This is a genomic window from Trinickia caryophylli, from assembly GCF_034424545.1.
GTDB lineage: Bacteria > Pseudomonadota > Gammaproteobacteria > Burkholderiales > Burkholderiaceae > Trinickia > Trinickia caryophylli.
The window spans coordinates 2,832,791-2,858,571 of the sequence record NZ_CP139970.1; the positions used below are offsets into that span (position 1 = coordinate 2,832,791).

At 65.9% G+C, this 25,781-nt stretch carries 21 protein-coding genes; 14 read left to right on the plus strand and 7 right to left on the minus strand.

Going from position 1 to position 25,781, the window contains the following annotated elements:
* Window positions 1–140: 140 nt before the first annotated feature.
* Together U0034_RS12750 and U0034_RS12755 are read right to left on the minus strand one after the other, a co-directional pair.
* Entirely contained in the window at window positions 141–338 is a 198-nt protein-coding gene (locus U0034_RS12750) for a hypothetical protein (RefSeq protein ID WP_085228114.1), read from the minus strand.
* A gap of 285 nt (window positions 339–623) precedes the next feature.
* Window positions 624–1,409 (minus strand): DeoR/GlpR family DNA-binding transcription regulator, encoded by a 786-nt coding sequence (locus tag U0034_RS12755; RefSeq protein WP_085227965.1) that lies wholly within the window; start codon window positions 1,407–1,409, stop codon window positions 624–626.
* 170 nt (window positions 1,410–1,579) lie between these two features.
* Between U0034_RS12755 and U0034_RS12760 the strand changes: the two genes are divergently transcribed.
* The 3 genes from U0034_RS12760 to U0034_RS12770 all read left to right on the plus strand — a co-directional run bounded on the left by U0034_RS12760 (window position 1,580) and on the right by U0034_RS12770 (window position 4,934).
* Entirely contained in the window at window positions 1,580–3,220 is a 1,641-nt protein-coding gene (locus U0034_RS12760; protein WP_085227966.1) for a gamma-glutamyltransferase family protein, read from the plus strand.
* A 262-nt stretch (window positions 3,221–3,482) separates the two neighbouring features.
* Entirely contained in the window at window positions 3,483–4,316 is an 834-nt protein-coding gene (locus U0034_RS12765; RefSeq protein WP_327197006.1) for a ferritin-like domain-containing protein, read from the plus strand.
* 60 nt (window positions 4,317–4,376) lie between these two features.
* Window positions 4,377–4,934 carry a hypothetical protein gene (locus U0034_RS12770; RefSeq protein WP_085227967.1) on the plus strand — a complete coding sequence of 186 codons (558 nt, stop codon included), beginning with the start codon at window positions 4,377–4,379 and terminating at the stop codon, window positions 4,932–4,934.
* Window positions 4,935–4,994: 60 nt separating this feature from the next.
* Here the strand turns inward: U0034_RS12770 and U0034_RS12775 are convergent, their stop codons facing one another.
* From U0034_RS12775 to U0034_RS12785, 3 genes are all read right to left on the minus strand, one after another.
* Window positions 4,995–6,581 (minus strand): DEAD/DEAH box helicase, encoded by a 1,587-nt coding sequence (locus U0034_RS12775; RefSeq protein ID WP_085227968.1) that lies wholly within the window; start codon window positions 6,579–6,581, stop codon window positions 4,995–4,997.
* A gap of 193 nt (window positions 6,582–6,774) precedes the next feature.
* A complete protein-coding gene (locus U0034_RS12780; protein WP_085227970.1) occupies window positions 6,775–8,070 on the minus strand; it encodes a cytochrome c in 1,296 nt (431 codons plus the stop codon).
* A 19-nt stretch (window positions 8,071–8,089) separates the two neighbouring features.
* Window positions 8,090–8,821, minus strand: a complete 732-nt coding sequence (locus U0034_RS12785; RefSeq protein ID WP_085227971.1) for a c-type cytochrome — start codon at window positions 8,819–8,821, stop codon at window positions 8,090–8,092.
* Window positions 8,822–9,375: 554 nt separating this feature from the next.
* On the opposite strand from U0034_RS12785, the gene U0034_RS12790 reads away from it, so the two are divergent.
* Window positions 9,376–10,296, plus strand: coding sequence for a CopD family protein (locus tag U0034_RS12790; protein WP_085227972.1), 921 nt, complete (start codon window positions 9,376–9,378; stop codon window positions 10,294–10,296).
* Window positions 10,297–10,439: 143 nt separating this feature from the next.
* Here the strand turns inward: U0034_RS12790 and dgoD are convergent, their stop codons facing one another.
* Complete coding sequence (gene dgoD, locus U0034_RS12795) at window positions 10,440–11,588, minus strand: galactonate dehydratase (RefSeq protein ID WP_085227973.1); 1,149 nt, start codon at window positions 11,586–11,588, stop codon at window positions 10,440–10,442.
* Window positions 11,589–11,795: 207 nt separating this feature from the next.
* On the opposite strand from dgoD, the gene U0034_RS12800 reads away from it, so the two are divergent.
* The 8 genes from U0034_RS12800 (at window position 11,796) to U0034_RS12835 (ending at window position 19,412) form a co-directional block, all read left to right on the plus strand.
* Window positions 11,796–12,476: a FadR/GntR family transcriptional regulator gene (locus U0034_RS12800; RefSeq protein ID WP_085228116.1), complete on the plus strand. Its 681-nt coding sequence runs from the start codon at window positions 11,796–11,798 to the stop codon at window positions 12,474–12,476.
* Window positions 12,477–12,623: 147 nt separating this feature from the next.
* Complete coding sequence (locus U0034_RS12805; protein ID WP_170151674.1) at window positions 12,624–12,776, plus strand: DUF6496 domain-containing protein; 153 nt, start codon at window positions 12,624–12,626, stop codon at window positions 12,774–12,776.
* Window positions 12,777–13,080: 304 nt separating this feature from the next.
* Complete coding sequence (gene phnS / locus U0034_RS12810) at window positions 13,081–14,172, plus strand: 2-aminoethylphosphonate ABC transporter substrate-binding protein (protein WP_085227974.1); 1,092 nt, start codon at window positions 13,081–13,083, stop codon at window positions 14,170–14,172.
* 89 nt (window positions 14,173–14,261) lie between these two features.
* Window positions 14,262–15,320, plus strand: a complete 1,059-nt coding sequence (locus U0034_RS12815; protein WP_085228117.1) for an ATP-binding cassette domain-containing protein — start codon at window positions 14,262–14,264, stop codon at window positions 15,318–15,320.
* 43 nt (window positions 15,321–15,363) lie between these two features.
* A complete protein-coding gene (locus U0034_RS12820; RefSeq protein WP_085228118.1) occupies window positions 15,364–16,293 on the plus strand; it encodes a 2-aminoethylphosphonate ABC transporter permease subunit in 930 nt (309 codons plus the stop codon).
* A complete protein-coding gene (gene phnV, locus U0034_RS12825; protein ID WP_085227975.1) occupies window positions 16,290–17,108 on the plus strand; it encodes a 2-aminoethylphosphonate ABC transport system, membrane component PhnV in 819 nt (272 codons plus the stop codon). Before U0034_RS12820 ends, phnV begins: the two co-directional genes overlap by 4 nt.
* A gap of 21 nt (window positions 17,109–17,129) precedes the next feature.
* Window positions 17,130–17,699, plus strand: a complete 570-nt coding sequence (locus tag U0034_RS12830; RefSeq protein ID WP_085227976.1) for a phosphonate degradation HD-domain oxygenase — start codon at window positions 17,130–17,132, stop codon at window positions 17,697–17,699.
* A 159-nt stretch (window positions 17,700–17,858) separates the two neighbouring features.
* Window positions 17,859–19,412, plus strand: a complete 1,554-nt coding sequence (locus U0034_RS12835; protein WP_085227977.1) for an FGGY-family carbohydrate kinase — start codon at window positions 17,859–17,861, stop codon at window positions 19,410–19,412.
* 44 nt (window positions 19,413–19,456) lie between these two features.
* On the opposite strand, the gene U0034_RS12840 is transcribed toward U0034_RS12835, so the two are convergent.
* On the minus strand, window positions 19,457–21,949 hold the full coding sequence (locus U0034_RS12840; protein WP_085227978.1) for a hypothetical protein: 2,493 nt from the start codon (window positions 21,947–21,949) through the stop codon (window positions 19,457–19,459).
* 334 nt (window positions 21,950–22,283) lie between these two features.
* On the opposite strand from U0034_RS12840, the gene deoC reads away from it, so the two are divergent.
* Window positions 22,284–23,288, plus strand: coding sequence for a deoxyribose-phosphate aldolase (deoC, locus tag U0034_RS12845; protein WP_085227979.1), 1,005 nt, complete (start codon window positions 22,284–22,286; stop codon window positions 23,286–23,288).
* Between the two features lie 15 nt (window positions 23,289–23,303).
* Entirely contained in the window at window positions 23,304–25,727 is a 2,424-nt protein-coding gene (locus U0034_RS12850; RefSeq protein ID WP_085227980.1) for an aldehyde dehydrogenase family protein, read from the plus strand.
* The last annotated feature ends 54 nt before the right edge of the window (window positions 25,728–25,781 follow it).

Sequence of the window (25,781 nt, forward strand, 5' to 3'; positions counted from 1 at the left end):
GGCGGCGCAGCCTGTGGCCGGCATGGCTCACGACGGGCCAATGGGCAGCTATGAGCGGCTATGAGCGGCTCCGGCGCACGCAGCAACCGGCCGGCCGCAGGTGCGGCCGGAGAACAAGAGGAAGGGAATGTGCGCTTTTCTCAGGAGAAGCGTTTCATGGCTTTGACGGTGGAGTTTCCGGATTCCGTCAGGCGCCACTGCTGATGGCCCGAAGCCAGATTCTCGAGCTGCACGAGTTGCTGCTCGAGCAGGGCATCGAGTTCTTCACGGTCCATGTCGATTTGATTGGGAGCGTCCTTCACGAGCAGTAGCGTGGCGAATTCATGCGGACTCAGCATCGTTCTCTCCATGGGCAATCGCATTGCCTCGGCAACCGGCCTGCCGCCGCCGGTGCGCTCGACCTGTCGGGAGCTGGGATTTCATCGTGAGCAGGGCGCTCACGCCAAGGATCTGCAGTGTAGTCAAGCGATCGTTCAGATCCAAATCGTCCCCCTAAAATTTTGGGTTTGACAACAGCCCGGGGGACAAGCGGTTGGCTCACCGGCGCCGTTTCTTGAATCCACTTGAAGTTTCGCGTGCAACGCAGCATGCCCGATTGATCGGGCGAGCGCCCTGAACGACGATCAATGGTCTGCCGCGACGAATACCTGAAGCCCCGTGGTGGCGATCGTCTCGGCCATCTCGGCCGGCGGCGGCGCATCGGTGAAGAGTGCGTCGATCTGGTTCAGGTGCCCCTGGCGCACGAGGGCCGGGCGGCCGAATTTCGAATGATCGGCCGCGAGGAAAACCGTGCGCGCGTGCTCGATGATCGCCTCGGCCACGCGCACCTCGCGCGTATCGAAATCGCGCAGGGTTCCGTCCGGCTCGATGCTCGAGGTGCCGACGATTGCAAAGTCGACCTTGAATTGCCGGATGAAGTCGATCGCCAGTTCGCCGACGATTCCCTTGTCCCACGGGCGGACGATGCCACCCGTGACGAGCACCTCGCATTCGGGGTAGCCGCTCATCATGTTGGCGACGTTGAGGTTGTTCGTGATGATGCGCAGACCGCGATGCCGGTTCAGCGCGCGCGCGACTTCTTCGGTCGTCGTGCCGAGATTGATGAAGAGCGAGGCCTGATCGGGAATGTGCGAGGCCACGAGGGCCGCGATGCGGCGCTTTTCCTCGTGAAACATGCGCTGACGCGCCGTGTAGGACACGTTCTCGGAGCTCGTCGGTAAGCTCGCGCCGCCGTGGTAGCGACGCAGCAGGTTCATATCGGCGAGCCAGTTCACGTCGCGGCGGATCGTCTGCGGCGTGACGTCGAAGTGGGCCGCGAGATCCTCCACCGTGACGAAGCCGTCGCGCTGTACCCAGTCGAGCAGAGCTTGCTGGCGCGCGTTCAGGCTGAGGCGGGGGTCTCGGGTCATGATGGGGCGGCGGACGGGCGAATGGAAGTGGAGGTATTGTAAGACCTTCGTGCGCAGGCTCCGCCCCTGGGGTGTCTCGCCCCTTCGCCGGAGCACTCGCTATCGGGTCGGCTCACAGGGCGGCCTCATCGGATCCTCCGCTATCGGATCGCCCTCTATCGGATCGCGACATGACTCGTTTCGACTGGCACAACCCGTATCCCGCCCCCCGCCTGCCCGTGTTTGCGCGCAACGTCGTTTCGACGTCGCATCCGCTCGCCGCACAGGCCGGTCTGCGCATGCTGTGGCAAGGGGGCAACGCCGTAGACGCGGCGCTAGCGGCAGCGGCCGCGCTCGTTGTCGTGGAGCCGGTTTCGTGCGGCCTGGGGGGTGACGCGTTCGCGCTCGTCTGGCACGACGGGCGCCTGCACGGGCTCAATGCGTCCGGTGTCGCGCCGGCCGCCTGGAGCCCGGAATACTTTCGGCAGCGCTACGGCGACGCGCGCAGCGGCGTTGCGAGACAGCCGAGGCGCGGTTGGGATACCGTCACGGTGCCGGGCGTCGTTGCGGGCTGGGAGGCGCTGCACCGGCGCTTCGGCTCGCTGCCGTTCGGCGACATTCTCGCGCCCGCGATCGAGATTGCCGAACGCGGGTTCGCGGTGTCTCCGATCGTGGCCAGAAAATGGGCCGCGGCCGTGCCCGAGCTCGCGAGCGAGCCTGGGTTCGCCGCCACCTTCATGCCGCATGGCCGGGCGCCGGCCGTGAGCGAGTTCGTGCGCCTGCCCGGGCACGCGAAAACGCTGCGGCTGCTCGGCGAGGCCGGCCCCCGCGCGTTTTACGAAGGCGAGCCGGCCGAACGCATCGCCGCGTTCGCGCGCGAGGGCGGAGGCGCGCTTACCGACCGGGATCTTCGCGAATACCGCGCCGAGTGGGTCGAGCCAATCGGCAAAGACTATCGCGGCTACACAGTCCACGAAATTCCGCCGAATGGCCAGGGCATCGCGGCGCTCATCGCGCTGGGAATTCTCGAGCGCTTCGATCTGGCCGCGCTCGTACGCGACGGCGTGGACGCGCAGCACCTGCAGATCGAGGCGATGAAGCTCGCGTTCGCCGACGTCTACCGTTATGTCGCGGATCCGGCATCGATGGAACTCACGCCGCAGGAGATGCTCGACGACGCATATCTCGAGGCGCGCGCGGCGCTGATCGACCCGAGACGTGCGCGTCATCATGCGTTTGGCATGCCGCGCGCGGGCGGCACCGTTTACCTGGCGGCGGCCGACGAGCGAGGAACGATGGTCAGTTTCATTCAATCGAACTACATGGGCTTCGGCTCGGGCGTGGTCGTCCCTGGCATGGGCATCGCATTGCAGAACCGCGGCTGTGGCTTCTCGATGGACCCGCGCTCGGCGAACGTGGTGGCGGGCGGCAAGCGGCCGTTTCATACGATCATCCCCGCGTTTCTGACAGAGCGTGCCGAGGGCGTCCAGCGGCCCGTCATGAGCTTCGGCGTGATGGGCGGCGACATGCAGCCGCAAGGCCATGTGCAGACGATCGTGCGCATGCTCGATTTTGGCCAGCAGCCGCAGGCCGCCTGCGACGCGCCGCGCTGGAAGGTCAATCGGGACTTCACGATCGATTTGGAGGCAACATTCGAACGCGAGACGGCGGCAGAACTGAAAGCGCGCGGCCATGTCGTCGAATCGTTCGACGATCCCTATATGGACTTCGGCGCCGGGCAATTCATCTGGAAGCTCGATGAAATGAACGCCGAATGCGGCTATGTAGCAGCCAGCGACAGCCGGCGCGACGGCCTTGCGGCAGGTTTCTGAGCATCTTGAAAATAGGCGTTGTAATGTGGCGAAACATGCCGCAATCGTCTAACAGTTCGGGCGGCTTCCGTGCGAGGAACCGAGCGCGCGATATCGGGTCTTTGCATTGTGCCGACGCAGGGTCGGCAAACTCCGGCTACCATGCCAGGAATAAGCTCTAACGAATTGGATGCGCCGCATTCGCCTATTTCGGCACGAAGAGATGCTCGAGGCTGCACGCGCGGGCCGGCCGATGGAATGCGGCATTGGGAGCACAACGCAAATGTCGATGCATACCGAATCAAGGCACGAGATGCCCTGGCGTATCGAGGATATCGATCTGACGAGGATCGACCGGCAGCGGGCCGCCGCGAATGAAGATCTGCTGCTGCTTTTGTGCGCGGCGTCGTTCATCGAAAGCGGCACAGACCTTTATACGAGCAATCTCAGCGAGTACTTCCACGGCGATCCCGAAGTCTCGGCGTGGCTCAACAACGAGTGGGAGCCCGAAGAGCTTCAGCACGGGCGCGCACTGAAGGCGTATATCAACCACGTCTGGCCCGAGTTCGACTGGGATCTGGCATTTCGTAATTTCTTCGACGAGTATTCGAAAACATGCTCGATCGAGGCATTCGAAAAAACGCGCGCGCTCGAGATGGTGGCCCGCTGTGTCGTGGAAACGGGCACAGCCACGCTTTATCGTGCGATCAACGAATGCTCCGACGAGCCGGTACTGAAAGAGCTCACCGATCACATTCGTACCGACGAAGTCCGTCATTACAAGCATTTTTTTCGCTACTTCAAGAAGTACAACAAGATCGAAGGCAATGGGCGGCTTGCGGTGCTCGGCGCATTGATGCGCCGCGTGCTCGAAATCAAGAGCGAGGATTCGGAGATCGCGCTGCGGCACGTCTTCGCCATCCGCTATCCCGAGCGCGTGCAGGATGCCGCATACAACCGCAATCGCGCCGCGCGCATCAATACGCTCGTGCGCCGCAACCTGTCGGCCGATATGTGCGTGAAGATGCTGCTCAAGCCGCTCGAGCTTCCCGCGCGTATTCAGCCGGGCGTGCACTATCCGCTCGCCAAGCTTACGCAGCACGTCTTCTTTCGTTGATTGCCTCGTGGCCGCGGGTTTTGCGGCTGCGCAGCGCTTCTTTCATCCGTCTTGCACGTCATGACCGATTCTTCCCGAGCGCACGCTTTGCAGGCCACCGTATTCGACGAGTGGCCGGCCGAGCTGCACGCGCTCTTCGATGGGCTCTCGCTCGATCGCAAGGCGGGTTTTGCGGCCTCGCTCGTCGTCGTCGACGAATGCGGCCGGCCGTGGACATCGCTGCTGAGCGCAGGGGAGCTTTACGCGCCCGACTCGCGCAGGCTTGCGTTTTCGTTATGGCGAACGTCGCGCGCGGCCCGCTGGCTCGGTAGTGCTGCCCAGCATCAGGCCTGCGCCTTCGCAGCCCTGTCATTCGTTCACGATGCCGTCTTCTATCAGGTGCAGCTGAACGTCGAGCCGCTCGCGGCCGATGGGGAACTGGCCTCGTTCGTCGCTTCGATCGATTCCGCCCAGGCGCAGCAGGTCGGCTATGCGCGCTTGACGAGCGGCATTGCGTTCAGCCTCGAAGCGGTATCGCGGGCATCGGTGCTCGAGCGCTGGCAGCGCCAACTCGCTGCGCTGACCGAGGCCGTGGCGGCGTGCCCGCCGCAAGGCGGAGCCGCACCGACGCGCGGCTAGCGGTCCGGCACGGAAGGCGGCCGGCTGGAAGGTGCCGGCAGGGGATGGGGCCGCGGGAGATCAGCGGCTCGTCGGCGCGCCAGGACGGCGGCTGTTGCCGCCGAGCAGCGCACCGGGATCGCGCGCGTGCTTGCGTGCGCCATTGCCGTCCGTCCGCTGCGTTGCCGATTGCTTGCCCGTACCTCCGCCGGATTTGCCTGCGCCGCCGGGTTTTCCCGCGCCACCGGGTTTTCCCGCGCCGCCCGCGCCGCTCGGGCGCTGGCGTGCGTTGGGCTGCGCCGCGCCGCCTGTCTTGGCGGGGGTGCCTTGCGCCTTTGCTTGTTGCTGCGGGCGGGGCGTCGATGCGCGAGGCTTCTCCGTTGCACTTGCACCTGCCTTTTGCTGCCGGCGCTCTGGCGTGGCGGCCGTCTTCTGGCCGCGCGCCGGGGCTTGGCTCTGCGCCGGAGCCGGGCGCGCCGCGCCGCCGCGTCCACGACGCTGCTGGATCGGCTCGGGCTTCGCATCGGGATCGGGCTCGAAGCCCGGAATGACTTCCTGCGGAATCGTGCGCTTGATCAGCTTTTCGATGTCCTTCAGCAGTTGCCGTTCGTCGACGCACACGAGCGACACCGCCTCACCCGATGCGCCGGCGCGGCCCGTACGGCCGATCCGATGCACGTAATCCTCGGGCACGTTCGGCAGATCGTAGTTGACGACGTGCGGCAACTGGTCGATGTCGATGCCGCGCGCGGCAATGTCGGTCGCGACGAGCACCTGTAGCGTGCCGTCCTTGAACTCGGCCAAGGCGCGAGTGCGGGCCGACTGGCTCTTGTTGCCGTGAATCGCCAGCGCGCTGATGCCGTCTTTCGTCAGTTGCTCGGCGAGCCGGTTCGCGCCGTGCTTCGTGCGCGTGAACACCAGCACCTGAAACCAGTTGTGCTGCCGGACCAGATGCGTCAGCAGCTCGCGCTTGCGCTCGCGGTCGACCGGATAAATCTTTTGCGAGACCAATTCGGCCGTGGTATTGCGACGGGCCACTTCGATGAGGGCCGGCGAGTTGAGCAGGCTGTCGGCGAGTGCCTTGATCTCATCGGAGAAAGTGGCCGAAAACAGCAGGTTTTGCCGCTTCGGCGGCAGTTTGGCGAGTACCCGCTTGATGTCGTGGATGAAGCCCATGTCGAGCATCCGGTCCGCTTCGTCGAGCACGAGGATCTCGAGGTGCGAGACGTCGATCGTCTTTTGCTGCATATGGTCGAGCAAACGCCCCGGCGTGGCGACGACGATATCGACACCGCGCTTGAGCGCCTCGATTTGCGGCTGGATGCCCACGCCGCCGAAAAGCACGGCGGACTTCAGCTTCGTGTATTTGCCATAGGCACGCACGCTGTCTTCGACCTGTGCGGCGAGTTCGCGCGTCGGGGTCAGGATCAGTGCGCGCACGGCGCGTTTGGCGGAATGGCCCGCGCCTTGCGATTTCGCGAGACGCTCGAGCAGGGGCAGCGTGAAGCCGGCCGTCTTGCCGGTGCCCGTCTGCGCGCCGGCGAGCAGATCGCCCCCGTTCAGTACGGCCGGAATCGCCTGTAGTTGAATCGGGGTCGGCGAGGTATAGCCGAGTTCGCGAATGGCCCGTACGAGGGGTTCCGACAAGCCAAGGGAGTCAAAGGACATAGAGTTCGTTCAGGAGTGCGGATAAAAGCGATTCGCCTGCCGCGTCGTGCGTCCGAGGAACGCACCCTGCGTGCCTGGCGCTCGTGGCGCCGGCGATTCGCCCGGATCCGGCGGGGCGATTGGCGCGCGCCGGAAATGCAAAGAGGGCGCGGCCGCGGTTACCCGCGTTGCCGCGCCCTCGTCGGTCATGTGTTTAATCGAGCGGCGCCGAACGCAGATCGCTCACTTGCTGCGGCGAGACGGCCGAACCGTGGTTGCCCCACGATTGACGCACGTACGTCACGACAGCGGCCACTTCCTGGTTCGACAGCGCCTGCGCGAACGGCGGCATACCGTAGGGCTTCGGATTGACCGTCGTGCTCGGCGGATAACCGCCATTCAGCACCATGCGGATCGGGTTTACCGCCGAGGGCATCTGAATCGACTGGTTGTTCGCGAGCGGCGGATACGCCGGCGGCTTGCCGAGGCCGTTTTCGGCGTGGCAGGTCGCGCACTTGTCGACATAGATTTTCTTGCCCTGCTCGAAGAGCTCGCCACCGAACTTCTGCGACGTTTCGTACTGCATCGTCTCGGGGGCTTCGCTCTTTTGCGGAATCGTCTTCAGGTACGTGGCCATCGCGCGCACGTCGTCGTCCGACAGGTATTGTAGGCTGTTGTGGACCACTTCCGCCATCGGACCGAATACCGCACCGCGTTCGGACACGCCGTTCTTCAGCAGATCGGCGATATCCTTGATTTCCCAATCGCCGAGGCCCGCTTCCTTGTTGGATGTCAGCGACGGTGCGTACCAGTTCTGCAGCGGGATGAGACCGCCCGCGAACGCCGCCGAATTGACCGGGCCGCCCATCAGGTTGATCGAGGTGTGGCACATCGAGCAGTGGCCAAGACCTTCCACGAGATAGGCGCCGCGGTTCCACTCGACCGATTTCGTCGGGTCGTCCTTGTACGCGCCCTCGCGGAAGAACAGCGTGCGCCAGCCGATCAGCAGGTTGCGGTTATTGAACGGGAAGCGCAGCTCGTGCGGACGGCTCGGCACCGACACCGGCGCCACCGAGCGCAGGTAGGCGTAGATCGCGTCCGAATCCTCGCGCGTGACCTTCGTGTAGCTCGTGAACGGGAAGGCCGGATAGAGCAGGCTGCCGTCTTTCGAGCGGCCCGTGTGCATCGCGCGGTAGAAGTCGTCGGACGACCACTTGCCGATGCCGTACTGATCGTCGGGCGTGATGTTGGGCGTGTAGAGCGTGCCGAACGGCGTTGCCATCGGCAGGCCACCGGCGAACTGCTTGCCGCCGCGCACCGTGTGGCAGGCGATACAGTCGCCGGCGCGGGCCAGATATTCGCCGCGCTTGATGAGCGCGGCCTGATCGGCCGGCGTGGCAGCCTGTGCCGTGCCGTTGTGCAGGTTGTCGGAGCCAGACCAGAGGACCGAGCCGAGCGCCGCGGCCGCGAGCACGACAGCCGACAACGCGAACAGGGACTTGCGTTTCATTTAACGTTTCTCCTCGCGCTTATTGCGGTTCGCTGCCGCAGGCAAGCGGAGTCTTCATCGAGCGGGCCGGAGCCGGAACGGGGTTTTGCGGGGCGCGCTGCGTCGCGAGCCAGGCCGCTGCGGCGTTCACGTCTTCGTCGGTGAGCCGCGATGCGATGTCGTGCATGCAATCGGGCGCCTTCGCGTGCCGGGTGCCCGTGCGCCATGCGCCGAGCTGCGCGCTGATGTAATCCTGGTGCAGCCCCACGAGGCCCGGGATGGCCGGGTCCATGCCCGTCAGCGCCTTGCCGTGGCAGGCTACGCAGGCCGGCACGTTCTTCGAGGCGTCGCCTTGCAGTACGAGCGCCTTGCCGCGCGCGAGGGTATCGGGCGAAACCGTGGCCTTCGTGGGTTCCGGGTACGGCGGGCGCTGTTTCGAGAACCAGTCTGCGATCTCGTGCAGATATTCATCCGAGAGATAGGTCACGAGGTAGTTCATCGGCGGATACTTGCGCCGGCCCTCGCGGAAATTCTGCAGCTGGTTGAACAGATACTCGGCCGGCTTGCCCGCCAGGCGCGGGAAGTAGTCGTTGTCCGTACCCTGGCCGTGGCTGCCGTGACACGCGGTGCAGCCTTGCACGCGCGCTTCCATCGTATCGGGGGCCTTGGGCTGGGGTTGCGCTTGCGCGCTACTTGCGACGCCGGCACCGCCAATCAACAGAAGGGCGAGTAGCGGGCGGAAAATGCGTCTTGAAGACACGCGTAACTCCATCGTTATTCGGGGACCTGCCGGACTTCGATCGGCCCGGTATGGCTCTGTGACTTGGTCTACTGCTGGATGCGGATCGGTGAGTCGCAGCGGCGCCTGCGGCGTTGCGACGCAGCATTCTATCATCGATGACTCCCTGCGGCTATTTACGGCAGGCGACGCGCATCCGTCCAGATGCGTCGGCGCGACAATTTGACGCGCGCCCCGCGGCGCGTGGCGGGGGCCTCGGAGCGAAAAAAGGGCCGTACCGCTTGGCCACCTGTCGTTGCGGCGCATCGCGCATGCCCGCCTCGCACGCGTGCGGCACGCGGCGTACACTCATGGGTTTTGTCAGAGCCGCGGCGTGGCCCGGGTCTGCGCTCGTCCGCTTTTGTCCGTCTTTGTCATTTGCGCCGTTTCGTTGTTTCTCCCTGCTGCCTGCCGATGAAGCCTTTCCAGTCCGTTTTTCCGCCGGATTGTCTGCTGGACTCTCCGCCGAACCCGCGTCGTTCGCCGGCCCTTCGCGCCGCCGCGCGCCTCTCGCCTCGCGTGGGCGATTCCGCGGGATGGGCCGTGCAATGAACATCGACGGACTGCTGATCGGACAGGCTGCGCTCGCCGCGTTGATGAGCGTGGCTTTCGCGTTGGCACTCGGCTCCGCGACGTTTGCGCGCTGGCTGAGCATGGACGGCGCCCAGGCGCCCGCCGCGGCGTCTCATGCGGCCTGGGCGCGCGCTCGGGCGTCGATCGTGGCCGCGGCGTTCGCGCTCGTGCTGGCCGATGGTGGCTGGCTTCTGTATGAAGCGGCATCGATGAGCGGCTCCGACCTTTTCGGTGCGCTGGCGGTCCTGCCCGACGTCATCGGGCAGACCCACACCGGCCACGCGTGGGCTGTCGCGTTCGGCGGCTCCGCGCTGATGCTCGTGACGGCACTGCTTTACCGCGGCGGCCGGCTCGGCCAAACCATGCTCTGGGTCGCGGCCGCCGTGATCGGCGCGGGCACCGCCTCGCTTGGCCATGCGGCCGATGCGGGCGTGTTCTCGCTCGTCTCGGCAATGCAGTTCGTCCATGTGCTGTCCACCGCGTTCTGGGGCGGCATCGTGCTGGCCGGCGGTTTCGTCGTGCTGCCGGCCCTCGACGCCTCGGTCACGCGCACCGCGCTGCTCCGCCTGGCCGACCGCGTGTCCGGGGCGGCCCTCGCCGCGTTTCTTCTCGTTGTGGTGTCCGGCGTGTTCGCCGCTTATTCGGGGCTCGGCGGCGACGCCGGTGCGCTGCGCACGACCACCTGGGGGCATGTGCTCACGCTCAAGCTCGCGCTCGTATTGCTTGCCGTCGTGCTCGGCGGGCTGAACCGGATCTTGGCGCTGCCGCGCCTGCGGCGCACCGCTTCCACGATGGACGCCCACACGTTCGTCAACATCGTGCATCTGGAGGCGTATGTGATGGTGGCGGTGTTCGTCGCGGCGGCGGCACTCGCGCAGTGCCCGCCTGCGGGTTGATGCCCACTGCCGGCACCTTGATACGTCGAGATCTGGCCGGGCAGGGGCAGGCCCGCCAGCGTTAAGCGGGCCCGTTACGACGACGTTACCGGACCCAAGTCATGAAACGGGGGCTCTGTAACGCAAAGGCAGCCTTCCAGGCATCACCATTCGGCGACGCTGCCGTCCTCGTGCCGCCAGACCGGATTGCGCCAGCGATGGCCGACCTTCGCCATTTCGCGCACCTTCTCCTCGTCCACGTCGATCCCGAGGCCGGGGCCCTGCGGAATGCTCACGAAACCGTCTTCGTATTTGAAGACTTCGGGGTTGCGGATGTAGTCGAGCAGGTCATTGCCCTGGTTGTAGTGAATGCCGAGGCTTTGTTCCTGGATGAACGCGTTGTAGCTCACGGCGTCGATCTGCAGGCACGCCGCGAGCGCGATCGGCCCGAGCGGGCAGTGCAGCGCGATGGCAACGTCGTACGCTTCGGCCATCGTCGCAATCTTGCGGCATTCGCTGATACCGCCCGCGTGCGACGCGTCGGGCTGGAGAATATCGACGTAGCCGCCCGCGAGGATCTGCTTGAAGTCCCAGCGCGAGTAAAGTCGCTCGCCGAGGGCGATCGGCGTGTTCGTCTGGTTGACGATGTCGCGCAGCGCTTCCGCGTTCTCCGAGAGCACGGGCTCCTCGATGAACAGCAGCTTGTAGGGATCGAGTTCCTTGGCGAGCACCTTGGCCATCGGCTTGTGGATGCGCCCGTGGAAATCCACGCCGATGCCCACGTGCGGCCCGACAGCGTCGCGCACGGCGGCAACGTTCGCGATGACACGCTCGACCTTGTCGTATGTATCGACGATCTGCACTTCTTCCGAGCCGTTCATCTTGAGCGCCTTGAAGCCGCGTTCGACGACGGCCCGTGCGTTGTTCGCGACATCGCTCGGGCGATCGCCGCCGATCCACGAGTACACCTTGATGCGATCGCGCACCTGCCCGCCCAGCAATGCGTGCACGGGCACGCCATGATGCTTGCCCTTGATGTCCCACAGCGCCTGGTCGATGCCGGCAATTGCGCTCATCGAAATCGGGCCGCCGCGGTAGAAGCCCGCGCGGTACATGACCTGCCAGTGGTCCTCGATGGCGAGCGGGTCCTTGCCGATCAGGTAGTCGGCCAGCTCGTGCACGGCCGTCTCCACCGTGTGCGCACGCCCCTCGACGACGGGCTCGCCCCAGCCGACGATACCGGCATCGGTCTCGATCTTGACGAACGTCCAGCGCGGCGGGACAACGAACGTTTCAAGCTTGGTGATCTTCATGGGTCTATCTCCTCCTTCAGCAATTCGGCCGGCGCAGGCGTTCGGAAGCGCGCCGGAAAACGGATTGTATCGCAAGTCCGTCAGAAGTAGTATTAATAGTATTATATCGCCGGCAACTTGCGCTTTCCGTACCGGCCGCGATAATCGCGGACGGTGGCATGCGGGCGTCATCGTCCCGACTTATTTCACGGTTATCGAAGGAGAACGATCATTCAGCGCGATCTGCACGGGCGGGTGACCTATCAGCTGGCAACAGGTATTTTGCGCGGCGAGTACGCGCCCGAATCGATCCTGCCGCGCGAGGCCGAGTTGATGGAGCGGTTCGGCGTGAGCCGTACCGTGCTGCGCGAGGCGCTGCGCACGCTCACTTCCAAAGGGCTCGTCGAATCGCGCCCGAAGGTCGGCACGCGGGTGCGGCCGCGCCGTGCCTGGAATCTGCTCGATGCCGACCTGCTCGAATGGTATTCCCTGGTGGCGCCTCCGCTCGCGTTTGCGCTGAAGTTGCAGGAGGTGCGCGAGATGGTCGAGCCGTATGCGGCCGAACTCGCGGCGCGCGCGCATACGAACGAGACGATGGCCGCGCTCGAGAGCGCGCATGGGGCAATGGTCGCGGCGCGCAATGTCGACGAATGGGTGAGGGCGGACCTGCTTTTCCACCTCGGCATCCTGGCGGCATGCAGCAATGAATTGCTGATGCCGCTCGGACCGCTGATCGAGCGCACGCTCGAGGCCCAACTGCTGCTCAACGCCAAGCGGGCCGAGATATTCAATGCGTCGCTCGCCGAGCACACGGCCGTATTCGAGGCGATACGCGCACGCGACGGCGAGGGCGCGCGCGCGGCGATGGCGGGCCTGCTCGGCGTCACGCGTAAGCGGATCGAGGGCTGAGCGCCAGGAATGCGGGTTGCTTCGATATGGGTACGCCATTCATCGGCATATATAGGTACGCCGTTCATCGGCGTATAGGGGTACGCCGTTCATCGGCGCATACGACGCGACGGACGCGCGCCAGACGCGCATATAGAGGAGGGCACCATGCCACTACGTAAAGGCACGTCCCGCGAGGACATATCGAAGAACGTCAAGACCGAAATGAAGCACGGGAAGTCGCAGAAGCAGTCCGTGGCGATCGCGCTGAATCAGGCGCGCAAGCACGGCGCGAAGATCCCGAAGAAGCACGACCGTTGACCTGTCGCGCGGCCACATCCGAGCTGGGGTGGCCGCCCTGGCGCGGGCGCCTGGCCGCAGCCCGTCCCGCGCCCCGCGTTTAACCCGTCGCCTTCAACCAGCCGACTCCAACCGGCCGACTCCAACCGGCCGACTCCAACCGGCCGACTCCAACCGGTTTTTGGCGGCCGCGAGGCCATCTCCCTCCCGTCGAAGCGCCTTCGCCGCTGGTCGTCACGCGTCATCGCTCTGTCACCGAAGCCTGTGAAGCTTGCGCTCTACCGTATTTCCCGGCTCTCGGGCATACGCTTCGGAGAACAGCGACATGAGAAAGGATTTCCGGCGCGCAGCACGCGGCGTCGCGCGCGCACTCGCCGCGCTGAGCGCGTTCGTTGCGCTGCAGGCCGTGGTCACTGCCCCGGCCCACGCCGCCGGCGCCGTCGTGCTTTATACCGCCGACGGTCTGGAGAATCTATACCGCGACGTGCTGCCCGCGTTCGAGAAGAAAGAGGGCGTCAAGGTCAACATCGTGACGGCCGGCAGTGGCGAAGTCGTCAACCGGGCGACGATCGAAAAGGACGCCCCGAAAGCGGACGTGATCGTGACGCTGCCGCCATTCATTCAGCAGGCGCAGCAAACGGGTCTGTTGCAAGCCTATGCGAGCCCGAACTACGCCAACGTTCCGGCGATAGCGAAAGCGAAGGATGGGATGTGGGCGACCTTCGTCAACAACTATTTCTCGTTCGCAGTCAATCCGGAAGTCGTCAAGCACGAGCCGAAGACATTCGCGGACCTGCTGCATCCTGACTATACCGGCAAGATCGCTTATTCGAATCCGGCCACGGCGGGCGACGGCATGGCCGTCATCATTCTCACCACGTCGCTCATGGGCGAGGACAAGGCGTTCGACTATCTGAAAAAGCTCGAGCAGAGTGCGAAGTTCCATACGAAGGGAACGGGCTATCTCGACGTGCTGCTCTCTCGCAACGAAATCGCGGTCGCGAACGGCGACCTGCAGATGGACCTCGACGACGCAGCCAATGGCGGCCTTTCGCTCAAGCCGATCTTCCTCGCGGCGGAGGCGGGTAGCACGCCTACGACGTTTCAACTGCCGTATGCGATCGGTCTCGTCAAGAACGGACCGAATCAGGCTGCCGGCCGAAAGCTGATCGATTATTTGATGTCGAGCGAGGTGCAGGCGAAGGTGCCGGACGTCTTCGGCATTCCCGGGCGTACCGACGTCCCGCTCGCCGGCCGCAATGGCGACGCTGTAAAACGCGCAATCTCCGGCGTCAGGCTGATCCCGGTCGACTGGAACCAGGTGATGACGAAAAAAGCCGATTGGACCGCCCGTTGGAAGCGCGATGTGATCGGCTCGTCCGGCAAAGAGACGGAACTCGTCAAGCCCAAGCAGTGATCGATGATCCGCAACCGCCTGTCCGAGTGCCGAGCCGGACGCGTCCATTGAACGTATTCGCCGATTCCGAACGCCGCGCCTTCGACACCATGGCGCTGGCGCTGCAACCGGCGGACACGCAGGTGCCCGCGGGCGTCGACATCGCCCATCTGAGCGTGCGCTTCGCCGAGCGAGCGGTGCTCGACGACCTCTCGCTCTCGATCGGGCGCGGCGAATTCATGACCGTGCTCGGCCGCAGCGGGTGCGGCAAGACCACGCTGCTGCGCTACATCGCCGGGTTCGTGGACGAGCGGGCGGCAGCGGGCCGGCTGCGCATCGGCGGGCGGGATATGACGGGCGTCGCGCCGCACAAGCGCAATCTCGGGCTCCTCTTTCAGAGCTATGCGCTCTTTCCGCATCTGAGCGTGTTCGAAAACGTGGCCTTCGGCCTGCGTGCGCGACGCGTCGGCACGGCAGAGATCGCGCGCCGCGTGACCGAGGCACTGATGCTCGTGCAACTCGGCGATGCGGGGCACGTCATGCCGGCCGAACTGTCGGGCGGCATGCAGCAGCGCGTCGCGCTCGCGCGGGCGCTCGTCATCGAGCCCGATGTGCTGCTGCTCGATGAGCCGCTTTCCGCGCTCGACGCCAATCTGCGCGCGTCCGTACGCTCCGAACTCAAGGCGCTGCACGAGCGGCTGCCAGGGCTCACGATCGTTTGCGTGACGCACGATCAGGACGACGCGCTCGTGCTTTCGGATCGCACGCTGTTGCTGCGCGAGGGGCGCATCGCGCAGTTGGGCACGCCCCAGTCGCTCTACGACGCACCCCGCGACGCATTCGTCGCGCGCTATCTGGGCCCCGCCAATCTGCTCCCGCCGCGCGTTGCGTTCGCACTCGGCGACGCGCGCTATGGCGAGCGCGAGCGGCTCGCCTGCCTGCGCCCGGAGCAGTTGCAGATCGTGCCGCTTGGCGATGGCCATCTGCACGGCACGATCGCCGCCGTCGACTGGTACGGCGCCGCGTTGTCGGTGTCGGTCGTGCTCGATGCGATGCCCGAGGAGCCCGTGCTCGTCACGACGCAGCGCGCTCGGGGCATGGTCCCGGAAAAAGGCGCGCGCATTTCGCTGCGCTACGAGGCCGATCATGTCCCGCTCGTTTCCCTCTGAGCCGGCGCCGCTCGAATTGCGCGATGCCGCGCGGGCGCGCGCCATGCCCGCGGGCGAGGGCGCCGGTCTGGCCGGGCAAACCCAGGCGGGCCGCCGCGGCCAGCGGCTCGCCGGTCGGCTTTCCGGCCGCCGCTCCGACCGCCTCTCCGACTGGCAGCTCTGGTTCCTGCTGGTTTTCGTGCTGGGCCCGCTCGTCGTTTACCCGCTCGCGCGGCTCGTCCAGCTCAGCCTGAGCGATGCGCACGGCTTCACGCTGCATCCTTACTTCGCATTTTTCTCGAACCCGGAAAGCCGCGGTGTCGTCGCGACGACTCTCGGAATTCTCTTCGCCAGCGCCGGTATCGCTTCTCTGCTCGGCGTCGCGCTCGCCGCGCTGCTGTTTTTCCGCCCGTTTCCCGGGGCACGCCTCGTTACGCGCTTTCTCGAGCTGTTCGTCGCTTTCCCGTCGTTCCTCGTCGCCTTCACGCTGATTTTTCTCTACGGCTCGCAAGGCTCGGTGAGCATCGCTTTGCAACGGCTCTTCCATCTCGATGCGCCGCCGCTCAATTTCCTTTTCGGTGCGGGCGGCGTGATTCTGGCCGAGGTCGTTTTCTATGCGCCGTTCGTCGTTCGGCCCACGCTCGTCTCGTTTTCGCTCATCGACGTGCGTCTCGTGGAAGCGGCGCGCAGCCTCGGCGCGGGCAGACTGATGGTCGCCTGCCGCGTGATCTTGCCTCTTGCCTGGCCCGGCATCGCGGCCGGCACGATCCTCTGCTTTCTGATGACGCTCAACGAGTTCGGCATCTTGCTCGTGCTCGGCAGCGCGCATCTGGTGACGCTGCCCGTTGCCATCTACAGCGCCGCGACCGTCGACCTCGACATGCCCACGGCCGCCGCCGGTGCGGTCGTCATGCTGACGATGTCGCTCGCGCTCTTTGGTCTGTACCGGCGCGTCAATCGCCGGGTGGACCGTCTTCCAGGGGCGCGCCGATGACGCCGCCCACCGCCGGCCGCGCGATGCGGCGCGTAGCCGGCCGCCTGCTGCTCGCGGCGGCGGTGCTCGCGAGCGCGTGGCTCTTCGTGCTGCCCCTCTTCGTCGTCGCACTGTCGAGCGTCGCGGCACATTGGTCGGGCTCGATCCTCCCCGACGGCATCAGCCTGCGCTGGTTCGAGCGGCTCGGCTCGAGCGATTTCGCGGCCCTGGCCACGAGCCTCGAAGTGGGTTTCGGCGTTGCCGTGCTCGGCACGGCACTTGGATCATGGCTCGCACTCGTACTCGAGCGCCGTAGCGCGCAGGGCCTCGGGGCGCTCGCCGATGCGATCGCGATGATGCCCAACGGCGTGCCGAGCGTCGTGCTGGGGCTCGCGGTGCTGATCGCGTATCACAAGGCGCCGTTTGACCTTTCGGGGTCGGGCGCCATCGTCGTGCTTGTCCAGCTCGCGCTGGTGTTGCCGTTTTGCTACCGTTGCACCGCCGCGGCGTTGCGGCCCGAGCTGACGATTCTGCGCGAAGCGGCTGCGAGCCTCGGAGCGCCGCCCGCGATGGTGCTGCGCCGCGTAGTGCTGCCCCAGCTCGTACCCGCGCTGCGCGCGAGCCTCGCGCTCGGGTTCGCACTGTCGCTCGGCGAGCTCGGTGCGACGCTGACCGTCTACCCGCCGGGGTTCGCAACCGTTCCGATCGTCGTGATCGGGCAGGTCGAGCGCGGCTACTATCTGCCCGCTTCGGCACTGTCGCTCATCCTGCTCGTCGCGTCGCTCGCCGTGCTGACCCTGATCGCGGCGCGTGCGCCGGCCCCCCGCCGGCGCTGACACGCGCCCTGGAGCAATGCCATGGCTCTGACACTCGACGACATCCGGACGCTTTTCGAGCAGCACGGGGATATCGCCTATAGCGGCGAGGCCGTCACGCAGCGCCAGCATGCGCTGCAAAGCGCGACGCTCGCCGAGGCGGAAGGGGCCAGGGCCGAGCTCGTCGCGGCCGCCTTTCTGCACGATCTGGGTCATCTGCTGAACCCGCAGGGCGATACGCCGAGCGGGCGCGGCGTCGACGATCTTCACCAGTTCTTCGCGTTGCCGTTTCTGCGGCCTTTGCTGCCCGACAGCGTGCTCGAGCCGATTCGCCTGCATGTGGATGCGAAGCGCTATCTGTGCGCCATCGACAAGCATTATCGCGAGCGCCTGTCCGCCGATTCGCTGCGCAGCCTCGGGTTGCAGGGCGGCGTATTCGATGCGGCCGCGGCCGAGGCGTTCGCGGCGCGCCCCTGCGCCGTCGAGGCGGTGCGGCTGCGGCTATGGGACGATGCCGCCAAGGACCCGGCGATGCCCACGCCCGGTCTCGATCACTTTCTCGATGTCGTGAGCGGCGTGATGCTCGCCGGCCGCGCGGGCCGGATGCCCTGAGCCCGCGTGGCCGGTTGCGCATGTGCTGCGTTTCGGCCTATAAACGCACTTGGTTGTTCATGCTGTTCATGCGGCATCGATCGCGGGCGGGCGCTTGTGCGCCGGCGCGGGTCTGCCGCCCGCCGGCTACTCATACAAAAATCCTGGAGACATGCCCGCATGGATTACGTCATCGGCATCGACATCGGCACGCAAAGCACGAAGGCGGTCCTCGCGGACCGCAACGGCGCCATCGTCGCGCAGCACGCGAGCGGATACCGGCCCGACACGCCCAAGCCGCTTTGGGCGGAGCAGTGGCCGAGCGTGTGGTTCGACGCCGTGCTCGAGTGCATTGCCGGGTGCACGCGCACCGCATGCGAGCACGGCATCGAGCCCGGCGCCATCCGGGCGCTCGCGATCAGCAGCCTGTATGGCGGTTCGGGCATCCCGGTGGGCGACGATATGGAGCCGCTTCATCCGTGCCTGATCTGGATGGACCGCCGCGCCACCGATCAGGTGGCGTGGGTGAGGCAGCACGTGGACGTCGAGCGGTTACAGGCGATCACCGGCAATGGCGTGGACAGCTACTACGGCTTCACGAAAATGCTGTGGCTGCGCGAGCACCGGCCGGACGTCTGGGCGAAAACGCGCTGGTTCGTGCCGCCCAACGCCTGGGTCGCGTATCGGCTCACGGGCCAGCTTGCCGTCGATCACAGCTCGGCCGGCAATATCGGCGGAGTGTACGACGTGGCGGCGCGCGCGTGGTCGCGCGAGACGCTCGACATGCTCGGCATCCCCGCCTCGATGATGCCCGAGCGGCTCGTCGAATCCACCGATACCGTGGGCGGGCTCGCTGAGCGCTGGGCGGCGGAACTCGGTCTTGCCGCCGGCATGCCGATCGTCGCGGGCGGCGTCGATGCGGCCATTGCGACGCTCGCGGCCGGCGTCACCCGGGCCGGCCAGCATGTGGCGATGATCGGCACGAGCATGTGTTGGGGATATATCAATCAAAGCGTCGATGCGCGCCACGGGCTGGTGAGCATGCCGTACGTCGTGAACGGCCGCCGCGATCTCTATGTGTTCGGCGGCGCGAGCTGCGCGGGAGCCTGCGTGAGCTGGTACCGCGATCAATTCTGCCAGGCCGAGATCGAGGCGGCGCGCGGCCTCGCGCACGGCGATCCGCACCGCCTGCTCGAAGAGGCGGCCGCGCAGGTGCCGGCCGGCTGCGACGGCGCGGTATTCCTGCCTTACCTGATGGGCGAACGCAGCCCGATCTGGGACGCCGAAGCGAGCGGCGCGTTCGTCGGCCTGAATCTCGTGCATACGCGGGCCCATCTGTATAGAGCCGTACTCGAAGGCGTGGCCTTCGCGCTCGCCCACAACATCGAAGCGGGCCGCCGCGGCGCGCGCTCGCTCGACGAGCGGCTTATCGTCGTCGGCGGCGCGGCGCATTCTGACTTGTGGATGCAGATCATCGCCGATGTGACGGGCTACCCGGTTTTCACGATCGAACAGGAAGTGGAGGCGGCGATTGGCGCGGCGCTGCTCGCGGCCATCGGCACCGGGCTCGCGAGCGAGGAAGAGGCGGCCCGCGGCTGGGTGACGCTGCGCGCGCATGCGAAGCCCGACGCGGGCCGCCGTGCCGTGTACACGCGTCAATTCGAGGTTTACAAGCAACTTTACCCCGCGCTGCGGGATGCCATGCATCGGTTGCGCGACGTAACGCGGAACTAGGTCGGAGCGGGCATGCCCCGGAGGGCGGCGCCCCGTGCGCCGTCTCAGGACGCCCCGTGGCGGTTGCGGCCCAACCGGTACCGCCGCCTTTTGAGCCGCCGGCTCGATCCCGCAAGCCGCTGCGCGCTGTTGGTGCGCTTCTGATTGCGATACCAGGCTGGGGCCGCGAGCAGGCTGATGCCTTCGCCCAGATCGTCCGTGGGCAGAGCCGCTCGCCATACGCCGAATTCTCCGTTCGCGAGGCGGTAGTTGTCGAAATCCTTGTACTTGATCACGCCGGCGCTTGTCGCGCCGCTGTACTTTCTCGCCCACGCTTCTTCGGTGTCGATGATGGCACTGTCGATGCCGAATTTCTGAAATTGACCGGCAGTAACGTCCACCGCGTATTCAGGGCCGTCGCCTTTCTTCGCCAGCACGACGAAATGATTATTCGGCATGTTGTACCGCACGTCGTGCGATGGCGAACTCCACAGGAACATGCCCCGAACGCGGGTCTGGTAGCCTTTGCTTCTGAGTCGCGACACGACACGGCCGACAACGTACGCGCATTTCTCCCGTGGCTCCGCGAGGTGGCTCTGCAGCACGCTGTCGCTGTTCATGAGGTTGGTTATTTCCGTCAGGTCCTGCTCCACCTGAGGAGAGCGAGGCGCGGGTGGGCCATCCGCGAACGTCCTCACCGATTCGCTCGGCGTATCGAGGATTTCATCGCCACCGGCGTCGCGCGCCTGCTGTCGTTGCTGCTGTCGTTGCGGGCGACGATGCCCGCCATCACCGCCTCTCCTCGCATCCGGCTTTGGGTCATGCCGGGGCGCCGCGCCACCCGCGTTCGGTTTGTCCGGCATTCCCCCCTCGTGCCTTCCGCCGGAATGGCTTACCTCGTCGGCGTTTCGAGCCAGATTATGGGACTGTTGCCCCGGAAGGCGTTTTACGTTCTCGGCGTCGTCGACTTGAGAGACGAGTTTGCGGGCATCGCCGAACTTGTTCCACGCTTTGCGCCCCTTGCTCACCACCTTCACCATCCGTTTGCCGGCGGCGCCCACGTAGGGAATCAATTCCAGCCCGAAGTAAACAACGGCTGTTCCGTAGTTTCCCTCCCTCAGTTGCCGAATGACTTCATAAAACGGGATCGTGAGGTCTCGGAACAGATGGATCAACTGCTCGAGGTCGGTTTCGCCGCGTGCCAAGGCTTCCAATGGACTCAGTGCCTCGTCGATGATTTCGTGAGTGCTGCGACGAAGGGCCTTTTTTACGCCGATATTGGATTTGGACGGCTTCAACGAAATATCTGTTTCCGAAGCCACGCGCTGGAAACTGTCGCCGAAAAAGAGGCGTGCGTTGAGCTTGAGCCAATCGTCACGTTCGTCGGGGTCGGACGGTAGTGAAATGACCATATCCCGATGGCCGGGAACGATGGCGAAAAAGCGGCGTGCGCCGCCGTTTTCCACTTCGAGGATTTGCCCCAACGTTCCCGGCTGACCAGGATCGCCTCGCCCGAATACCCCCAGCGCCTGGCGCATATTCGTCATCTCGCGTGCGTGCTTGTCGGTGGCGTAGACCGAATAGATCGTGGACTTGTCCGCCTGATGCACCCCGGCTGCGGCCAGCTTGTGCCAGGCCTCGTGGTAAGCCGACACCGCGGCTTCCTCGACATGAAGATCGAATTCGGCCTCGAAGAGCGCATCCAGGTCGGGCATATCGTTCAGCTCGGCCGGCTTCGTTCGGAACAGGACCGGTGCTTTGACGATCTGATCGTCCAGCAAAATGTCGATCAGCGCCATCTGGTGCTCCACTTGGCTCTCTCCGCCGCCGGGCACGTCCTCGCCCGTTGGATAGCGGTCTGTGACTGTGTACATTTTGTGCGGATCGAGACCGCGTTCGCGGAGCAACTGCTTGCCGAGTTGACGCCTCGTCGGTACCGTGCTCGCGGCCTTGTTCAGAAAAGAGTGGTCGCTGCCGGACAGGAACGGGCGGGTGCGATGGGAGCCGGGGCCCGGCCGAAGATCGTGCCGCGCATTGCGAGGTATCCGAGCCGCGCGAAGGGCGTCCGCTTCGTCCGCCGCGCCGGACGCCATGCGCTCGAACTCCGCCGCGGTCATACCCGTGGTTGCTGATCTCGCGAATTTCGCCGGGGGCTTCGGTACGCCGCCGGTCGTTGCCGCGGCGGGGGGGCTCCCCGCTTGCGCAACCGATTGCGCATCCGCAGCACTTTTATTCGATTTGCCATCCTCTCTCGGCCCCGGCTCGCTCGAGGTCATGCCGAGCCCCCGTCGCAAGCTCATTTCCTGCTGAGCTTCGACGACGTACTCGCTGATGAGCATCGCGAGGATCAAAGTGGTGAGCAACGTGGGCTGGCGAGGCTCCGCGGCTGGCGGCCTGCCGTGCCGAATGCGGCGAGGGTATTGCCGCACCCATTGACCGCTTTGTTCGTTCGCGAGGCGCCGGGCATCCAGTTCTGCCGGTTTGCTCGTTTTATGGATTCCCCGGCTCTTGGTTCCCTTCTCGCTATTGGGCGGTTTCAGGTTTGCGTGCCTGCTCATGATTCGGAACTCCCGTGGCGCAGGCGCCTCTTACGGGCCCGCTCCGCGTTGAACGTCGGGCTACCCACGTCGGCTACCCATCAATAGCACCAGCCTCGCCGGCCACGTACTAGCACTTCTAACTGGCGAGCGGCTTTGCCTCGCACGTCCGACGAATACGCCCTGCCGGTCAACCGGATGTCGACCGGATGTCGCTCCCGCCCGTGGCACGACGTTATGCCGAGGGTGGATACGATCGTAACAAGCTATTGTCACGATCGTATCGGCGGTATAGGATGTTTGCCAACAAGCGTTCAGCATTTGTCGTGCTTTCGCACATTTGTGGCCGATTCCTATGTCCGAAGCTTCCCATCAGCCGGTGGTTGCGCTGCGCGGCGCCCCGTTGGCGTATGCATCCCGCAACGCCGGCGTGCCGTTCGATGCCACGTGGTTCGATACGCTGCGCGTGAACGCGTCGGCGGTCGAGCGCCGCACAGCCACGCTCGGCACGCGCCGCGCCGTCAAGAAGGATGCGCAGGCAGCATGGCTCCTCAAAGCGATCACCTGCATCGATCTCACGACGCTGAGCGGCGACGACACCGAAGGCCGTGTGAGACGCCTTTGCGCGAAGGCGCGCCGGCCCGTGCGTGACGACATCCTCGCGGCGCTCGGCCTCGGCGACGCATCGATCGCGACGGGTGCCGTCTGCGTCTATCACCGGTTCGTCGCGGCCGCGGTGGATGCCCTCAGCGGCAGCGGCATTCCCGTGGCGGCAGTTTCCACGGGCTTTCCGGCGGGGCTCAGTCCGCATGCGCTCAAGCTCAAGGAGATCGAGGCCTCGGTGGCTGACGGCGCCGCGGAGATCGATATCGTCGTGACCCGCGAGCATGTGCTGACCGGAGACTGGCTAGCGCTTTACGACGAGGTGCGCGAGTTTCGCGCGGCCTGCGGCCCGGCGCACCTGAAGGCGATTCTCGCCACGGGCGATATCCGGACGCTGTCGAATGTCGCCAAGGCATCGATGGTCTGCATGATGGCCGGCGCCGATTTCATCAAGACGTCCACTGGCAAGGAAAGCGTCAATGCGACGCTCGGCGTTTCGCTCGTCATGGCGCGCATGATCCGCGAGTACGGAGAGCGCACGGGCGCCAAAGTGGGTTTCAAGCCGGCCGGCGGCGTCTCGACCGCCAAATCGGCGCTTGCCTATCAGATTCTCATGAAGGAGGAGCTCGGCCGTGCATGGCTCGAGCCTGCGCTCTTCCGAATTGGTGCATCGAGCCTGCTTGCCGATATCGAGCGTCAGCTCGAGCACCATGTGAGCGGCCGATACTCGGCCTTCAACCGTCATCCCGTAGCCTGATCGAGCCCACCAGCGATGAGCGTTGCCGAATATTTTTCTTCGATGGAGTACGGTCCCGCCCCCGAGGACGACGGTCCCGCGCGCGAGTGGCTCGCGCAGCATGGTGCCGTGTTCGGGCATTTCGTCGACGGCGCATGGCGTGCGCCGGCCTCGGGCGGGACGTTCGAGGTTTACGCGCCGGCCACGGGCGACATGCTCGCGCGCGTAGCGCAAGGCGACGCGGCCGACGTCGATGCCGCCGTGGCCGCGGCGCGCGCCGTGCAGCCGGGCTGGCAGGCGGCCGGCGGCGCGGTGCGTGCGCGGCATCTCTACGCGCTCTCGCGCATGGTGCAGCGCCACAGCCGGCTTTTCGCCGTGCTCGAGGCGCTCGACAACGGCAAGCCGATTCGCGAAACGCGCGACATCGACATCCCGCTCGTCGCACGCCACTTTCTGCATCACGCGGGCTGGGCGCAGTTGCAGGAAAGCGAGTTCAGGCAATGGTCGCCGCTCGGGGTCATCGGTCAGATCGTCCCGTGGAACTTCCCGCTGCTGATGCTCGCGTGGAAGATCGCCCCCGCGATCGCGCTCGGCAATTGCGTCGTGCTGAAGCCCGCGGAATACACGCCGCTCACGGCGCTCCTTTTCGCCGAACTGGCGCGGCGCGCGGGGCTGCCACACGGCGTGCTCAACGTGGTGACGGGCGACGGCCGCACGGGCGCCGCGCTCGTCGATCACCCGGGCGTCGACAAGATCGCATTCACCGGTTCGACCGAGGTCGGCCGGCTCATTCGTCAGGCCACGGCCGGCTCGGGCAAGTCGCTTACGCTCGAGCTCGGCGGTAAGTCGCCCTTCATCGTTTTCGACGATGCCGATCTCGATGCCGCCGTCGAGGGCGTCGTCGACGCGATCTGGTTCAACCAGGGCCAAGTCTGCTGCGCCGGGTCGCGTCTGCTCGTGCAGGAGGGAATCGAAGCCCGCTTCATCGCCAAGCTCAAGCGCCGGATGGCGACGCTGCGCGTCGGTCCTTCGCTCGACAAGGGCATCGACATGGGTGCGGTCGTGGACGCGGTCCAACTCGCGCGGATCGATGCGCTCGTGGAGGCGGGCCGGCGCGAGGGCTGCACGATCTGGCAGCCGCCCGGGCTCGCCTTGCCGCGCGAAGGTCTGTTCTATCCGCCGACGCTCGCAACGGGCGTGGCGCCGGCTTCGACGCTCGCGCAAGAGGAAATTTTCGGACCGGTGCTCGCGGCAATGAGCTTTCGCACGCCCGACGAGGCCGTCGCGCTCGCCAACGATACGCGCTATGGGCTCGCGGCGAGCATCTGGAGCGAGACGATCGGGCGCGCGCTCGATATCGCGCCGCGGCTCGCCTGCGGCGTCGTCTGGGTCAACGCGACGAATCTTTTTGACGCGGCAGTCGGCTTCGGCGGCTATCGCGAGTCGGGCTACGGCCGCGAAGGCGGGCGCGAAGGCGTCTACGAATATCTGAAGCCGCCCGGCTTCGGCAACGCACCGTTGCGGGGCAGGCGGCAGCCGGTCGCGCACGATGCATCGGCTGCGCGCGGCGAAGGGGGCGGCGAAGGGGACGTTGGGGGTGCGAGCGCGGGTGTCGAAAGCATCGACCGAACCGCGAAGCTCTACATAGGCGGCAAGCAAGTCCGGCCCGATAGTGGTTACACGCGGTCTGTTCATGCTCCCGATGGCCGTTGCGTGGGCGAGGTCGGCGACGGCAACCGCAAGGACATTCGCGATGCCGTCGCGGCCGCGCGCGATGCCGTCAAATGGTCGGGCACGAGCGCCCATGGGCGTGCACAGGTGCTTTACTATCTCGCCGAGAATCTCGCCGCGCGCGCCGACGAATTCGCGCGGCAACTCGCGCGGCGCACGGGCGCGAGCCTCGAGGAAGGTGCCCGTGAAGTGGAGACCGCGATCGCGCGCCTGTTTACTTATGCCGCCTGGGCCGACAAGTTCGACGGCGCCGTGCACACGCCGCCGCTGCGCGGCGTGGCGCTCGCGATGCACGAGCCGATGGGCGTGATCGGCATCGCCTGCCCCGACGAGGCGCCGCTCGCCGCATTCGTTTCGCTCGTCGCGCCGGCGCTCGCGCTCGGCAATCGGGTGGTGGTGCTGCCGAGCGAGGCGTGTCCGCTGATGGCGACGGATTTCTATCAGGTCGTCGAGACCTCGGACGTGCCAGCCGGCGTGCTCAATATCGTGACGGGTGCGCGCAGCGCGCTGCTGCCGGCGCTGGCAAGCCACGACGACGTCGACGCACTCTGGTGCTTCGGCCTCGCCGAGGAGTCGGCGCTCGTCGAGCGTGCCTCGGTCGGCAACCTGAAGCGTACGTTCGTCGACTACGGCAGGCGGCTCGACTGGTTCGATACGGCAACCGAGGGTTTGCCGTTCTTGCGTCAGGCGACGCAAGTCAAGAATATCTGGATTCCGTACGGCGACTGAGGCCTCGTACCCTGACCGAAGGCCGAAGCGCACGACGGCAAGCCCATAGAACGG